This is a genomic window from Achromobacter sp. B7 (assembly GCF_003600685.1).
GTDB classification, from domain to species: Bacteria; Pseudomonadota; Gammaproteobacteria; order Burkholderiales; family Burkholderiaceae_B; genus Achromobacter; species Achromobacter spanius_B.
Map to the genome: position 1 here is coordinate 1,758,899 of NZ_CP032084.1, position 14,388 is coordinate 1,773,286.

Below are 14,388 nucleotides of genomic sequence, written 5' to 3' on the forward strand. Positions count from 1 at the left end.
CATTGCCGCCAAAGCAGCCCAAATGAAAAGGCCTGGATATCCGAAGATATCCAGGCCCTTTGCGCTTCCCGGCAGGCTTAGTTGATCTGGCCCAGCAGCAGGAATTCCATCAATGCCTTTTGCACGTGCAGGCGGTTTTCGGCTTCGTCCCAGACCACGCTTTGCGGCCCGTCGATGACTTCGCCGGTAACTTCCTCGCCACGGTGGGCGGGCAGGCAGTGCATGAACACGGCTTCGGGGTCGGCGGCCGCCATCATTTCAGCGTCAACGCACCAGTCGGCAAACGCCGCGCGGCGCTCTTCGTTTTCGGCTTCGTAGCCCATGCTGGTCCACACGTCGGTCGTGACCAGGTGCGCGCCCTGGCACGCCTGCATGGGGTCCTTGAACTGGCGCAGCACCTTGTCCGACGGCGAGCCGATGCGCGAGGCTTCAAGTTCGTAGCCCGCGGGCGTGGACACGTGCAGCGTAAAACCCAGCATCTCGGCTGCGTGCAGCCAGGTGTATGCCATGTTGTTGGCATCGCCCACCCAGGCCACCGTCTTGCCCGCGATGGGGCCGCGATGTTCGATGTAGGTGAAGATATCGGCCAGGATCTGGCAGGGGTGGAATTCGTTGGTCAGGCCGTTGATGACCGGCACGCGCGAATGCGACGCAAAGCGCTCGATGCGGGTCTGCTCGAACGTACGGATCATGACGATGTCGACCATGCGCGAGATGACGCGCGCCGTGTCTTCGATGGGCTCGGAGCGGCCCAGCTGCGAATCGTTGGAGGTCAGGTTGATGACCGAGCCGCCCATCTGGTACATGCCGGCCTCGAACGAGACGCGGGTGCGGGTGCTGGCCTTTTCAAACACCATCGCCAGCGTGCGGTCGTGCAGCGGCATATGGGGTTCGTAGCGCTTGAACTTTTCCTTGATCAGGCGCGCGCGGTCCAGCACGTAGGCGATTTCAGCGGAAGAGAAATCCTTGAACTGGAGAAAATGCCGCAACGGGCCGTTTTGAGTCGTGGGAGGAGTCATGGTGTTGTCGCAGGTCATTGAGCCCGGCCGGGCTGGTGGCCCGGTCGGTACGTTGATTATGGTTTTTCGGACAGGAAGCGTTGGATGAGCGGGACCAGGGTGGCGACGATCTGGTCCGCCTCTTGTTGGGTAAGGATCAGGGGCGGCAGCATGCGGATGACGCGGTCGCGCGTGACGTTGATGAGCAGGCCGGCTTCAAGGGCGTGCAGCACCAGCACGCCGCAGGGGCGCGCCAGTTCTATGCCCAGCATCAAGCCCCGCCCGCGCACTTCGGTAACGCCCGCCGTGTCTGCCAAGGCTTGCGCCAGGGCGTCCTTCAGGTAGGTGCCCACCGTGTGGGCGTTGTCCAGCAGCTTGTCGTCTTCCAGCGTGTCCAGCACGGCCAGGCCGGCGGCGCAGACCAGCGGCCCGCCGCCGAACGTGGTGCCATGGCTGCCGGGCGTGAACACCCCGGCGGCAGGCCCTGCGGCCAGCATCGCGCCAATCGGCACGCCGCCCGCCAGCCCCTTGGCCAGCGTCATCACGTCAGGCTTGATGTCGGCCCATTGATGCGCGAACCACTTGCCGGTGCGGCCGATGCCGGACTGCACTTCGTCGATCATCAGTAGCCAGCCGCGCTCGGTGCACAGCGCGCGCACCGCTTGCAGGTACGAGATGTCGGATGGGCGGATGCCGCCTTCGCCTTGCAGCACTTCAAGCAACACGGCGGTGGTGCGCGGCTCGGCGTCGCCCGCGGCGCGCACGGCGTCCAGGTCGTTATAGGGCACCTGGATGAAGCCGCTGGGCAGCGGTTCGAAGCCCTTGCGGGCCTTGTCGCTGCCCGTGGCCGCCAGCGTGGCCAGCGTGCGGCCATGCCAGGACGAATCCATGGTGATGATGTGGGCGTGCTTGTTGCCGCGCTGGTAGGCGTAGTAGCGGGCCAGCTTGATGGCCGCCTCGTTCGCTTCCGAGCCGCTGTTGCAAAACAGCGCTTCCTGCATGCCCGACAAAGCGCTCAGGCGGGCGGCAAGCGCGGCCTGCTGGGGAATTTCGTAGATGTTCGACGTGTGGATGATGCGCGCGGCCTGTTCGCTGATGGCCGCCACCAGTTTCGGATGGGCGTGTCCCAGGCACGACACGCCGATGCCGGCCAGTGCGTCCAGGTATTTGCGCCCTTGGGCATCCCACAACCATGCGCCGTGGCCGTGCGTGAACGCAACCGGCAGGCGGGCATAGATATTGGCCAGAGGCGAGGTCATTGCGGATCCTCCTGGGGGATTACCAAAAAGCCGCCTTCAAAAAGCCGCCTTCAATTCGATGGACCCCGGGCGAAGCGGGGCGGAATCGGCTTTTGGAAGAGGGCAAAGGATCAATCATATACAATTCGCGGCGCAGGGCGCATGTTTGATCACGCCGAAGATCCGGCTTTCGTGAAAGGCGCGCTGTAGTGAAGAACTCATGGCAACTCGCGTCAGACAATTCGTAATTCATGGCGTTACCGAAAGCGGTAGCCGATTCCGCCCCAGCGATTGGGCGGAGCGGCTCGCTGGCGTAATGGCACAGTTCCGGCCCGCCGGCTGTGCTGGTAACCACCTCACTTATTCGCCCTATGTGCTGCCTGTCGTGATCGACGGCGTGCGCGGAATCGTGGTCGACCTGCGTTTGCGCGACCTGGAACCGCTGGCGTACAAGTTCGTGGTGGATTTCGCTCGCGACAACAACCTCAAGACGGAAGAACGCGAAATCTAAGTGCCCGAACGAAAAAGCGCCCCGACCGGGCGCTTTTCTCATTCGTGCCGGACCGGCACGCCCGAATGGGCGGGCCAGCGCCTACGCCGCGCCTGCGCGCGGCGAGGTCGGCCGCGCGGCTCAGGTGCCGTAGCGGTCAAGAATCTTGCGGATGTCGCGCACGCCCGACCCGTCGGTGCTGAGCAGCGCGCGCGCCGTCACGGATTCCAGATGATGTTCCAGCAGATGCAGCACGTGCTTTTCGTCGCGCGCGCGCAGGCCTTCCACAATGTCCATGTGTTCGCTGACCGCGCATTCGCTGGAATGCGGCCGCCCGTAAAGCGCCAGGATCAGCGAGCAGCGCGACACGATTTCGTTCACGTAGCGGGCATAGACCGCGTTGCCGGATAGCTCGGCCATCAGGATGTGGAATTCGCCCGACAGTCGGATGGATTCATTCGTGCTGTTGCGCTTGCGGGCCGCTTCCTCTTCTTCGACGTGACGCGCCAGGCGCGTCAGCCCGGCTTCGGTGATGTGTTGCAGCAGCCGGCGGGCGACATCGCGTTCCAGGCAGCGCCGGGCCTCGAAGATATCGTGCGCTTCTTCCAGGCTGGGCCGCGCCACCGCCGCGCCGCGATTGGGGCGCAAATCCACCAGCCCTTCGCTGAACAGCCGCGTCAACACGCCGCGCACAATCGTGCGGCTGACCCCGAAACGCTCACCAATGATGTCTTCGGGCAGCTTGTCGCCCGGCAGCAAGGCCTGTTCGATAATGGCGCGGCGTAAATTTATGTATACGATTTCGCTGCGGTTTACGTCTTTCTTGGCGGGCTCGTTGGCCGACGGCGCGAGAGGTTTCATCGTCTTCTTTGGCTCCTGGACGTGCGCGTTTTCATTGTAATGGGATAGGCCGCGGCACCGGCCGCCGCTGCGCACTGCGGGTGTGGGCAAGCATACTACAACGCCCGCTAAGGGTTAGCGATAGCTTGAAGCCAGAGCTCAAGCGCGTACATTGTCGGCATAAATCGTATACAAACATTTATACGAAACGGAGTTCGTTGAACGAATCCGTACGAGTTGTTTGTATACAAACCGCCGAGGTTGTTTGATGCCAGCAATGCCAGCAATGCCCCACGCCGTCACCGTCGACCGGCCCGCCTTCACGCCATACCGCCTGCTGGTGGTCAACGGCAACACCACGGCCGACTTGACCCGCAGCCTGGCCGCCCAGGCGCGCACGTTTTTCGATGGCGCGGCCCACATACACGCCGTCACCGCCGTATTCGGACCCGCCTATATCGCCAGCCGCGTCGAGGCCGCCGTGGCCGCGCATGCCGTGCTGCAAACCGTGGAGCAGGAAGTGGCCCGGGCCGAAGCGCCGTTCGATGCCTGCCTGTTGGCCTGTTTCGGCGAACCCGGCATCGGCGCCGTGCGCGAATGCCTGAACGTGCCCGTCGTGGGCATGGCCGAAGCGTCGATCATGGCCGCCATGCAGCGCGGCGACCGCTACGCCATCGTCACCGTTGGGCAGCGCTGGCCCGGCATGTTGCGCGAACAGATCCGCCAACTAGGCCTGGAAGCCCGCTGCGCCGCCATCATCGCCTTGCCCGGCAACGCGCTGGATTACGTGACGCGCTCGCCCGAATCCGCCGCGCAAGTCAGCCTGGCGCTGGACGCCGCCGTGGCGCAGGGCGCTGACGTGGTCATCGTGGCTGGGGCCGCCCTGGCCGGTTACCTGCCTGTGCTGCCGCGCCGGCCCCTCGTTCCGATCATCGATTCCTATCGCGCCGCGCTGGCCCAAATGCTGGCCCTGGCCTCGCTGGACCGCGCGCAGCGCTTGTGCGCATTGAACTGACCCCGCCGGGTCCGATCGCCATGCCTACCGCGCCGGGCCCGACCCGGCGACATCAAACCGGGTATCAACCCGATAGACAAGGGAGAGTTGCAGCCATGAAGACGTTGCTTAAATGGACCGCCGGCGCGGTGATCGCGCTGTCGGCCATCACGGGGGCTTCGGCCGCCAACACGCTTAAGTGGGGCGCCGCGCGCGACCTGGATTCGCTGGACCCGTATTCCTACGGCAGCACCTTCAACCTGGCTTTCCTGAACCATGTGTACGAAGCGTTGATCCGCTACGACGACAAGTTCAACATCACGCCCGCGCTGGCCGAATCCTGGGAATCGGTGTCGCCCACGGTGCTGCGCTTCAAGCTGCGCCCGGGAGTCAAGTTTCACAACGGCGCGCCCTTTTCGGCGGACGACGTCGTGGCGTCGATGACGCGCGTGTCGGACGAGGCCTCGCCGCTAAAGGGCAACCTGCCGGCGTTCAAGGCCGTGCGCCGTGTAGACGACCTGACCGTCGACATCGAAATGACGCATCCGTACCCGTTGATGCTCAACGACCTGACCAATATCTTCATCTTCAACCGCCAATGGCTGGTCGATAACAACAGCACGCGTCCGACCGACGCCGCCAAGAAGATCGAAGGCTATGCCACGCACAACGCCAACGGCACCGGCCCCTTCAAGGTGGAGTCATACCGGCCCGATACCCGCACCGTGCTGGTCGTGAACAAAGACTGGTGGGACAAGCCCCGCCACAATCTGGACCGCATCGAATTCACGCCCATCGCGTCGGCGCCCACGCGCGTGGCCGCGCTGCTTTCCGGCGACATCAACTTCACCGAAAACGCGCCGCTGCAAGACCTGGACCGCCTGCGTGCCGCGTCCAACGTGAAGGTGCTGGCGGCGACGGAATTGCGCACGCTGTACTTCGGCATGAACCTGGGCGACAAGCTGGTCGGCTCGAACATCACCGACAAGAACCCGCTGAAAGACCTGCGCGTGCGCCAGGCGCTGTACATGGCGCTGTCGCCCGATCTGCTGCAAAAGCGCGTCATGCGCGGCCTGTCGCGCACCACCGGCGCGCTGGTGGCCCCGTCCATTCCCGGCTACGACATCAAGCAGGAAGAGCGCCTGCCGTTCGATGCGGCCAAGGCCAAGAAGTTGTTGGCCGATGCCGGCTACCCCGACGGCTTCACCTTGTCGCTGCTGTGTTCGAACGACATGTTCGTGAACGAAGAAGAACTGTGTCAGGCCGCCGCGTCGATGTGGGCGCGTATTGGCGTCAAGGCGTCGCTGGCCAGCGGGCCGCGGTCGTTGCAGAACCCCAAGCGCTCGCGTGGCGAGTTCGACATCACCATCCACGGCTGGGCCAACGAGCCGCAGATCGATGCGCTGTCGATCCTGCTGCAAGTGATGCATAGCCGCACCGGCCCGGCGGGCGTCTTCAACTGGGGGCAGTGGGGCGACCCGGCATTGGACGCGAAGATCGACGCGGCCGCCGCCGAGATGGACCGCGACAAGCGCATCAAGATGATGGCCGAAGTGTTGCAGACGCTGCACGACGACGTGCGCTTCCTGCCGCTGCACCAGCAGCCCATGGCCTGGGCCGTGGGCGACAAGGTGGGCGACGTGCTGCAAATGCCGGACAACAAGGCGCGGCTGTGGACGGTGCGCATGCAGTAGCACGCGCGGTTCATGCAACCGCCGCGCCCCGGTCGGGGGCGGCGGTTGCAACAGTCCGACATCGGGTCTGAAGGAGGCCGCACATGCTGGCATTCATTGTTAGACGGGTCTTTAACGCAGTCGGCGTGATGCTGGCGGTGGCGTTGCTGGCCTTCGTGATATTTCGTTTTGTCGGCGATCCCGTCGACATGATGCTTAACGAGCAGGCTTCGCAAACCCAGCGCGACGAGCTGCGCGAACGCCTGGGCTTGAACGCGTCGGTGGGCATGCAGTTCGTGCACTTCGTCACCAACGCCGCGCAGGGCGAATTCGGCATTTCTTACCGCAACCAGCAAGACGTGTTCGCGCTGGTGGCCGAACGTTTCCCGGCCACGTTCGAACTGGTGATGATGGCCACGCTGCTGTCGCTTGCGATCGGCGTGCCGCTGGGCGTGCTGACGGCCATCTATCGCAAGTCACGCATGGCGCAGGCCTTGCAGTTCGTGTCCATCCTGGGTATCTCGTTGCCCAGCTTCGTCGTCGGCATCATGCTGATCCTGATTTTTTCGGTGCAGCTGGGCTGGCTGCCGGGCTTCGGGCGGGGCGACACGGTGAAGATCGGCGGGTGGTCAACGGGCTTGTTGACGCCGTCCGGCCGCGCCGCGCTGGTGCTGCCGTCGATCACCCTGGCGCTGTTCCAGATCACGCTGATCATGCGGCTGGTGCGGGCCGAAATGCTGGAGACGCTGCGCACGGAATTCATCAAGTTCGCGCGCGCTCGCGGCCTGCCGGATCGCATCGTGCATTTTCGGCTGGCGCTGCGCAATTGCCTGATGCCGGTCATTACCGTGACGGGCATGCAGATCGGCAACCTGATCGCCTTCGCGTTGATTACCGAAACCGTGTTCCAGTGGCCGGGCATGGGCTTGCTGTTCATCCAATCGGTCATGTTCGTGGACATTCCCGTCATGGCCGCCTATCTGGTGATCGTGTCTTTCATCTTCGTGGCGCTGAACACGTTGGTGGACATGATGTACGGCGTGGTCGATCCGCGCCTGCGCAGCCAGCACGTCAAAGGAGGCGCCAGTGGCCACTAAACCTTTCTCTACGCCGTATTCGGGCGGTGCGCGCAGCCGGCTGTCGCGCTTCTTGCAAAGCGATTTGTGGTGGAGCCTGCGGCACGATTATGTGGCAATGGGCGCGGGCATCGTGCTGTTGGTGGTGGTGTTGCTGGCGGTGTTCGCGCCGTGGATCGCGCCGCAAAATCCTTACGACCTGGCGCAGCTGGATCTGTTGAACGCCGAGCTGCCGCCGTTCTGGGTGGAAGGCGCCGACCCGCAGTTCCTGTTGGGCACCGACACGCAGGGCCGCGATGTGTGGTCGGCCATTCTGTATGGCTCGCGCATGTCGCTGGCGATCGGGCTGGCCACGGTGGTGCTGTCGCTGGCCATCGGCTTGCTGGTGGGCCTGGCGGCGGGCTATTTCGGCGGTTGGGTCGACAACGCCTTGATGCGCGTGGGCGACACGCTGCTCAGTATTCCCACCATTCTGGTCGCCATTCTGGTGACCGCGGTGTTCCGCCAACTGCTGCCGCCGGGCCTGCGCGAAACCTTGTCCGCCGTGATCCTCATTTTGGCCATCTCCATGACCAACTGGGTGCAGTACGCGCGCACGGTGCGGGCGTCGGCGCTGGTCGAGCGTGGCAAGGAATATGTGCAGGCGGCGCGGCTGATCCGGGTCAGTTCGCTGCGCATCATGCTGACGCACATCCTGCCCAACACGCTGACCCCCGTCATGGTGACGGCCACGCTGAACCTGGGGCTGGCCGTGCTGATCGAGGCCACGCTCAGCTTCCTGGGCGTGGGCATGCCGCCTACCGAACCGTCGCTGGGCACGCTGATCCGGCTGGGCAACCAGTTCCTGTTTTCGGGGCAGTGGTGGGTGGTGGTGTTCCCCGCGCTGTATCTGAGCCTGATCGTGCTGGTGGTGAACCTGCTGGGCGATTGGCTGCGCGACGCGCTCAATCCCCGTCTGCGCTGACGGCGCAATCTTCAATAGAGGTCAAGCATGGAAAACGCAACGCTGTACACCCACGTCCGCCCGGCGGGTGGCGAGATCACCACGGTGCTGGTCAAGGACGGCCGCTTCCACGCGTTGGGGGCCGAGGCGCCCTCAGGCGTGCCGGTGGTGGACGGGGGCGGTGCGCTGATGCTGCCGGGGCTGATCGACGCCCACGCGCACCTGGACAAGACGATGTACGGCATGCCCTGGTATCGCAACGAGGTCGGCCCGCGCCTGATCGACAAGATCGAGAACGAGCGCGCTGAAAAGAAGCGCCTGGGCATCGACCCGTATCGGCAATCGGCGCGGCAGATCGTAATGTCGATTGCCGACGGCACCAGCCACATCCGCAGCCATGTGGACGTGGACACCGACATCGGCCTGGGCGCCATCGAAGGCGTGATGCGCGCGCGCGAGGTGTACCGCGACCAGATCGACGTGGAACTGGTGGCCTTTCCGCAAAGCGGACTGCTGATCCGTCCCGGCACGCTGGCGCTGATGGACGAGGCGCTGCGCATGGGCGCGGAGGTGGTGGGCGGGCTGGACCCGGCGGGCATGGACCGCGATCCCAAGGGTCATCTGGACGCCATCTTCGGGCTGGCCGACAAGCATGGCAAGCCAATCGACATCCACCTGCACGAGGCCGGCGAGCTGGGCGCATTTTCGATGCAGATGACGATCGACCGCGTGTTGGCGTTGGGCATGCAGGGCAAGGTCACCTTGTCGCATTCGTTCTGCCTGGGCATGCCGGACACGCAGGCGGTGCAAGCGCTGACGGAAGGGCTGCTGGCCGCCGGCATCCACATCATGACCACCGGGTCCTCGTCGCGGCCGGTGCCCAATGTGGCGCGGCTGCGCCAAGCCGGCGTCACCGTCTGCACCGGCAACGACGGCATGCGCGATACCTGGGGCCCGTACGGCAAGCCCGACATGCTGGAGCGCACCATGCTGGTGGGCCTGCGCAACAACTTCCGGCGCGACGACGAACTGGCGATGGCGCTGGACGTAGCCACCTATGGCAATGCGCGCGTGATGCAGTTGCGGGACTATGGCCTGGCGCCGGGCTGCCATGCCGACTTTGTGCTGGTCGATGCCGAGACCGTGGCCGAGGCCATCGTGGCCCGGCCCGTACGCAAGCTGGTCGTCAAGCGCGGCCACGTGGTGGCGCGCGACGGGCGTGCCTTGGCGAGCGCGCCGTGATGTCCGCGATGATGTCCGCGATGATGCCCAACAGGGAAGGCCCCATCCTCTTGACCGCGCGCTGGGTGGTCGGCCATGAAAACGGCCGCCATTGCCTCTACGAGAACGGCGAAGTCGTGTTCGACGGCGACCGCATCGTCTACGTGGGCCATCGCTATCCGGGCAGCGTTGCGCGCCGCCATGACTACGGCCGCGCGGTGATCGGCCCCGGCTTCGTGGACCTGGATGCCTTGTCGGACCTGGACACGACCATCCTGGGTTTCGACAATTCACCCGCCTGGCGCAAAGGTCGTATCTGGCCCGAGACGTACATGCAGAAGGGGCCGTACGAGATGTACACGCCCGCCGAACTGGCCTTTCAGAAACGCTACGCGTTTGCGCAGCTGATCCGCAACGGCATCACCACCGCCTTGCCGATTGCGTCGCTGTTCTACCGCGTGTGGGGCGAAACGCGCGACGAATTCCTGTCGGCCGCCAACGCGGCGGGCGAACTCGGCCTGCGCGTGTACCTGGGGCCGGCCTACCGCAGCGGGCACACCTATGTGGATGCCGACGGCAAGATCCGCTGCCATTACGACGAGGCGCGCGGCATGGCGGGGCTGGCCGACGCCGTTGCGTTCTGCGATGAGATCGACGGACGTCACAACGGCCGGGTGCGCGCCATGCTGGCGCCGGACCGTATCGAAACCTGCACGCCGGACCTGCTGCGTGCATCGGCGCAAGTCGCGCAAGAACGCGATATTCCCATCCGGCTGCATTGCTGCCAGTCGCGCCTGGAATACGACCTGGTGCTGGAACAGCACGGCATGAGTCCGCCGGAATGGTTGCAAAGCCTGGGCTTCCTGTCGCCGCGCGCCTTGCTGCCGCATGGCACCTATGTATCCGGTTCGCGCCACATCCCGCGCCCCGGGAATGACCTGGACATCATCCGCGATGCGGGCGCCAGCATCGTGCACTGTCCGCTGGTGTCGGCGCGGCACGGCGCCACGCTGGACTCGTTTGCGCGTTATCGCAAGCTGGGCATCAACATCGGCATGGGCACCGACACGTGGCCGCCGGACATGGTGCAGAACATGCAGGTGGGCATGATGCTGTGCCGCGTGGTCGAAGGGTCCACCGAAGCCGTGCGCGCCGAAGACTACTACGACGCGGCCACCGTCGGCGGCGCGGATGCCTTGGGTCGGCCGGACCTGGGCCGCCTGGCCGTGGGCGCCAAGGCGGACATCGTCGTCTTCGATTTTTCGCATGACCGCAACGGCCAGATGATCGACCCGATCCAGACGCTGATGATCAGCGGCAGCGGCCGCGATGTGTCGCAAGTGATCATCGACGGGCGTTTCGTCATGGTGGACGGACGCATTCCCGGCTTTGACGCGCGCCTGGCGCAAGAGCAGGCGCAGCGGCAATTCGACGGCCTGGTTGCGCGCTACCCCGACCGCACCTGGGGCCATCCCCCGGTGCAGCAGATTTTTTCTTCCAGCTATCCGCGTCCCACAAGGAGCAGGAGCCCGTCATGATGGCAATCGACCTTAATGCCGCGCCGGTCGGCGTGCCGACCTTGTCGGTGCGCGGCCTGTCGGTGGAATTTCCCACGCGCCACGGCACGCTGGTGGCCACGCGCGACATCAGCTTTGACATTCAACCCGGCGAAATCCTGGGCATGGTGGGCGAGTCCGGCGCGGGCAAGTCCTTGACCGGCATGGCGGTGATCGGCCTGCTGGAGCCGCCCGGTCGCCTGGGCGCCGGAGAAATCCTGCTGGCGGGCAAGCGCATCGACAACCTGCCGGCCAAGGCGCGGCAGCGTTTGCGTGGCAAAGAAATCGGCGCGATTTTTCAAGACCCGCTGACCAGCCTGCACCCGCTGTTCACGGTGGGTGACCAACTGATCGAAACCATCCGCCATCACGACAAGGTGTCCGCCCCGGCCGCCCGCGCCCGCGCGCTGGAGCTGCTGCTGGCGGTGGGCATTCCGGCGGCCGACAAGCGCATCGACCACTATCCGCACCAGTTCTCGGGCGGCATGCGCCAGCGCGTGGTGATCGCGCTGGCCCTGGCCGCGCGCCCCAAGCTCATCATCGCGGATGAACCCACCACCGCGCTTGACGTGTCGGTGCAGGCGCAGATCACGGCGCTGCTGCGCCGGCTGTGCCGCGAGCAGGGCACGGCTGTGCTGCTGGTCACGCACGACATGGGCGTGATTGCGGAAACCGCCGACCGCGTGGCGGTGATGTATGCCGGCCGCATCGTCGAGATCGGGCCGGTGCTGGACGTGCTGCGTCGGCCCGGGCACCCCTATACGCAAGGCTTGATGAACGCCATTCCGGGCCTGCGCCATCGAGCCGCCCGCTTGAACCAGATCGACGGCGCCATGCCGCGCCTGCACGCCATGCCCGATGGCTGTGCGTTTCACCCGCGTTGCGCGTCTGCCGGGCCGCGCTGTGCCCACACCCGGCCGCCCCTGGCCGCTTCGCCTTCGGGCGCTACCGTCAGCGCCTGCTGGCTGCACCAGGAAGGAGTGGCCCATGCCGCGTAACGATGATGTGCTGTTGCGGGCCGACGACCTGGCCTGCTGGTTCGACGTGTCGCCACCCTGGCTGGAACGCACGCTGTCGCGCCAGCCCATGCAGACGTTGAAGGCGGTGGATGGCGTGTCGCTGGCGGTGCCGCGCGGCACGACCCTGAGCATCGTTGGGGAATCTGGCTGCGGCAAATCCACCTTGGCCAAGCTGCTGGTCGGCTTGGTCGCGCCCACGCGCGGCACGCTGCAATACGGGCGCAACCGGGCGGGCGGCGTGCTGTATCCGCAAATGATTTTTCAGGATCCCTACGCCAGCCTGAATCCGCGCTGGCGCGTCGGCAACATCGTGGCTGAACCCATCATCACCCTGGGCCTGCGCCGCACGCCCGCCGACACGCGCCGCCGCGTGGACGAACTGCTGGAGCTGGTGGGCCTGTCCGCCAGCGACGCCAGCCGCTTTCCGCACGAGTTCTCGGGCGGGCAGCGCCAGCGCATTTCGATTGCACGGGCGCTGGCGACCCAGGCGGAATTCCTGGTGTGCGATGAGCCGACCTCGGCGCTGGACGTGTCGGTGCAGGCGCAAATCCTGAACCTGATGGGCGACCTGCAAAAGGAATTCGGCCTGACGTATGTGTTCATCAGCCACAACCTGTCGGTGGTGCGGCACGTGTCCGACAGCGTGGCGGTGATGTACCTGGGCAGAATCGTTGAGCAGGCGCCGGCCGATCAATTGTTCGAATCGCCGCGGCATCCCTACACGCGGATGCTGCTGGACACGATTCCCGACCTGGACGAGCCCCGCCGCGACCGTGAACCCATGGGTGGCGAGGTGCCCAACCCGATCCGGCCGCCGTCGGGCTGTACGTTTCATCCGCGATGCCCGGAGGCGCGCGATGAATGCCGCAGCGAAGCGCCGCAGGTCACGCAAATGGGGGGGACGCAAACCGGTGGCCGGCAAACCGGTGGCCGGCAATTGCGCTGCCACGCGGTGCGCTGGGAACGCGCGGTGGCGGCCTGAAGGACCCGCCCATCACGCACGCTGCGGTGATGGGCGGTGATGGCGGTAACCCCGCCTTTTTTTACTTCGCGTAGACCAGGTCGCGCAGACTCAGCGACAGGCCCGGCCAATACGTAATCACCAGCAAGCAGACGATCACCACGCCCACGAACGGAATCAGCGGTTTGACTATCCGCTCCAGCGGCAGCTTGGCCACCGCGCAGGCGGCGAACAGGTTCACGCCGAAGGGCGGGGTGATCATGCCCAGCGCCAGGTTGACCACCATGATGATGCCGAAGTGCACCGGTTCCACGCCAAACTTCAGCGCCACGGGCAGCAGCAACGGGGCCAGCACGACGATGGACGCCGACGTCTCGATGAACATCCCGATCAGGAACAGCGCGGCATTCACGCCCATCAGGAACGAGAACTTGGTTTCGAAGATCTGCGACAGCCACGTGCCGAGCGCATCCGGAATGCCGGCGCGATTGAGCAGGAAGCTGAACACGCCCGCGTTGGCGATCACGAACATGATCACGGCCGTGGACACCACGGATTTGTGCAGCGTAACGGACAGCTGCTTGAAGCTCAGGCGGCGGTAAATGAACTTGCCGACCACCACCGCATACATCACGGCCACCACCGACGCTTCGGTCGGCGTGAACACGCCGCCGTAGATGCCGCCCAGGATGATGACGGGCATCATCAGCGCCAGCCAGGCGCTCTTGAACGCGGGCCACAGCGGCAGGCGGCCTTCGCCGTCGCGCTTGCCCAGGTTGTTGCGCTTGGCGTAGAACCACACGTAGAACATCAGCGCCAGGCCGATCAGGATGCCGGGCATCACGCCGGCAATGAACAGTTCGCCGGTGGATGTGTCGGTGGACACGGCGTACAGAATCATCGGGATCGACGGCGGAATGATCACGCCTAATTCGGCCGCGCTGGCTTGTAGCGACGCGGCAAACGGCGCCGGGTAGCCGTGCCGGACCATGGCGGGGATCAGGATGGCGCCCACGGCGAAGGTGGTCGCCACGCTGGAGCCGGCCACCGCCGCGAAGATCATGCAGGTCAGCACGCAGGTGCAGGCCAGGCCGCCCTGGATGCCGCCCACCACGCTCTTGGCAAATTCCACCATGCGCTCGGAAATGCCGCCGGCTTCCATCAGGTTGCCGGCCAGGATGAAGAAGGGAATGGCGACCAGCGGGTACTTGTCCAGCGCGGCGTACAGCTGCTGGGCAACCACCACCCAGGGCAGGCCGGAGCTGCCGACGCCCGCCAGGCTGGCCAGGCCGATCGACACGGCGACCGGTACGGACAGCCCGAAGAAGATCAGCATCGAGACAATCATTAATTGGGACATGGCGATATCTGCTGCGTAG

General features: G+C 65.2%; 13 protein-coding genes. 9 read left to right on the forward strand and 4 right to left on the reverse strand.

The window, feature by feature from the left end:
• Nucleotides 1–77 precede the first annotated feature (77 nt).
• Both argF and DVB37_RS07965 read right to left on the reverse strand, forming a co-directional pair.
• Nucleotides 78–1,019 carry an ornithine carbamoyltransferase gene (argF, locus tag DVB37_RS07960; RefSeq protein ID WP_046805553.1) on the reverse strand — a complete coding sequence of 314 codons (942 nt, stop codon included), beginning with the start codon at nucleotides 1,017–1,019 and terminating at the stop codon, nucleotides 78–80.
• Nucleotides 1,020–1,075: 56 nt separating this feature from the next.
• The gene (locus tag DVB37_RS07965) at nucleotides 1,076–2,257 is read right to left on the reverse strand and encodes an aspartate aminotransferase family protein (RefSeq protein WP_120154545.1); all 1,182 of its coding nucleotides are present in this window, start codon (nucleotides 2,255–2,257) and stop codon (nucleotides 1,076–1,078) included.
• Nucleotides 2,258–2,456: 199 nt separating this feature from the next.
• Here DVB37_RS07965 and DVB37_RS07970 point away from each other — a divergent pair, with 199 nt between their 5' ends.
• Nucleotides 2,457–2,747 carry a DUF3579 domain-containing protein gene (locus DVB37_RS07970; RefSeq protein WP_013392635.1) on the forward strand — a complete coding sequence of 97 codons (291 nt, stop codon included), beginning with the start codon at nucleotides 2,457–2,459 and terminating at the stop codon, nucleotides 2,745–2,747.
• 120 nt (nucleotides 2,748–2,867) lie between these two features.
• On the opposite strand, the gene DVB37_RS07975 is transcribed toward DVB37_RS07970, so the two are convergent.
• A complete protein-coding gene (locus DVB37_RS07975; RefSeq protein ID WP_120154547.1) occupies nucleotides 2,868–3,587 on the reverse strand; it encodes a GntR family transcriptional regulator in 720 nt (239 codons plus the stop codon).
• 265 nt (nucleotides 3,588–3,852) lie between these two features.
• Here DVB37_RS07975 and DVB37_RS07980 point away from each other — a divergent pair, with 265 nt between their 5' ends.
• The 8 genes from DVB37_RS07980 to DVB37_RS08015 all read left to right on the forward strand — a co-directional run bounded on the left by DVB37_RS07980 (nucleotide 3,853) and on the right by DVB37_RS08015 (nucleotide 13,030).
• Nucleotides 3,853–4,581: an aspartate/glutamate racemase family protein gene (locus tag DVB37_RS07980; protein ID WP_240434050.1), complete on the forward strand. Its 729-nt coding sequence runs from the start codon at nucleotides 3,853–3,855 to the stop codon at nucleotides 4,579–4,581.
• Nucleotides 4,582–4,676: 95 nt separating this feature from the next.
• Nucleotides 4,677–6,254, forward strand: a complete 1,578-nt coding sequence (locus tag DVB37_RS07985; RefSeq protein WP_120154550.1) for an ABC transporter substrate-binding protein — start codon at nucleotides 4,677–4,679, stop codon at nucleotides 6,252–6,254.
• 83 nt (nucleotides 6,255–6,337) lie between these two features.
• Nucleotides 6,338–7,330: an ABC transporter permease gene (locus DVB37_RS07990; RefSeq protein ID WP_046805483.1), complete on the forward strand. Its 993-nt coding sequence runs from the start codon at nucleotides 6,338–6,340 to the stop codon at nucleotides 7,328–7,330.
• Nucleotides 7,320–8,273, forward strand: coding sequence for an ABC transporter permease (locus DVB37_RS07995; RefSeq protein WP_052946039.1), 954 nt, complete (start codon nucleotides 7,320–7,322; stop codon nucleotides 8,271–8,273). The genes DVB37_RS07990 and DVB37_RS07995 overlap by 11 nt, the downstream gene beginning before the upstream one ends.
• A gap of 27 nt (nucleotides 8,274–8,300) precedes the next feature.
• A complete protein-coding gene (locus DVB37_RS08000) occupies nucleotides 8,301–9,494 on the forward strand; it encodes an amidohydrolase family protein (RefSeq protein ID WP_120154552.1) in 1,194 nt (397 codons plus the stop codon).
• Between the two features lie 20 nt (nucleotides 9,495–9,514).
• A complete protein-coding gene (locus DVB37_RS08005; protein WP_240434051.1) occupies nucleotides 9,515–11,011 on the forward strand; it encodes an amidohydrolase family protein in 1,497 nt (498 codons plus the stop codon).
• A complete protein-coding gene (locus DVB37_RS08010; protein WP_120154554.1) occupies nucleotides 11,008–12,027 on the forward strand; it encodes an ABC transporter ATP-binding protein in 1,020 nt (339 codons plus the stop codon). Before DVB37_RS08005 ends, DVB37_RS08010 begins: the two co-directional genes overlap by 4 nt.
• Complete coding sequence (locus DVB37_RS08015) at nucleotides 12,017–13,030, forward strand: ABC transporter ATP-binding protein (protein ID WP_120154556.1); 1,014 nt, start codon at nucleotides 12,017–12,019, stop codon at nucleotides 13,028–13,030. The genes DVB37_RS08010 and DVB37_RS08015 overlap by 11 nt, the downstream gene beginning before the upstream one ends.
• 61 nt (nucleotides 13,031–13,091) lie before the next feature.
• On the opposite strand, the gene DVB37_RS08020 is transcribed toward DVB37_RS08015, so the two are convergent.
• Entirely contained in the window at nucleotides 13,092–14,369 is a 1,278-nt protein-coding gene (locus DVB37_RS08020) for a TRAP transporter large permease (protein ID WP_046805479.1), read from the reverse strand.
• Nucleotides 14,370–14,388 lie beyond the last annotated feature (19 nt).

Excerpts from the sequence above, each read along its gene's own strand:
- argF (WP_046805553.1), bottom strand. The coding sequence starts at position 1,019 with ATGACTCCTCCCACGACTCAAAACGGCCCGTTGCGGCATTTTCTCCAG.
- DVB37_RS07965 (WP_120154545.1), bottom strand. The coding sequence starts at position 2,257 with ATGACCTCGCCTCTGGCCAATATCTATGCCCGCCTGCCGGTTGCGTTC.
- DVB37_RS07970 (WP_013392635.1), top strand. The coding sequence starts at position 2,457 with ATGGCAACTCGCGTCAGACAATTCGTAATTCATGGCGTTACCGAAAGC.
- DVB37_RS07975 (WP_120154547.1), bottom strand. The coding sequence starts at position 3,587 with ATGAAACCTCTCGCGCCGTCGGCCAACGAGCCCGCCAAGAAAGACGTA.
- DVB37_RS07980 (WP_240434050.1), top strand. The coding sequence starts at position 3,853 with ATGCCCCACGCCGTCACCGTCGACCGGCCCGCCTTCACGCCATACCGC.
- DVB37_RS07985 (WP_120154550.1), top strand. The coding sequence starts at position 4,677 with ATGAAGACGTTGCTTAAATGGACCGCCGGCGCGGTGATCGCGCTGTCG.
- DVB37_RS07990 (WP_046805483.1), top strand. The coding sequence starts at position 6,338 with ATGCTGGCATTCATTGTTAGACGGGTCTTTAACGCAGTCGGCGTGATG.
- DVB37_RS08000 (WP_120154552.1), top strand. The coding sequence starts at position 8,301 with ATGGAAAACGCAACGCTGTACACCCACGTCCGCCCGGCGGGTGGCGAG.
- DVB37_RS08005 (WP_240434051.1), top strand. The coding sequence starts at position 9,515 with ATGATGCCCAACAGGGAAGGCCCCATCCTCTTGACCGCGCGCTGGGTG.
- DVB37_RS08010 (WP_120154554.1), top strand. The coding sequence starts at position 11,008 with ATGATGGCAATCGACCTTAATGCCGCGCCGGTCGGCGTGCCGACCTTG.
- DVB37_RS08015 (WP_120154556.1), top strand. The coding sequence starts at position 12,017 with ATGCCGCGTAACGATGATGTGCTGTTGCGGGCCGACGACCTGGCCTGC.
- DVB37_RS08020 (WP_046805479.1), bottom strand. The coding sequence starts at position 14,369 with ATGTCCCAATTAATGATTGTCTCGATGCTGATCTTCTTCGGGCTGTCC.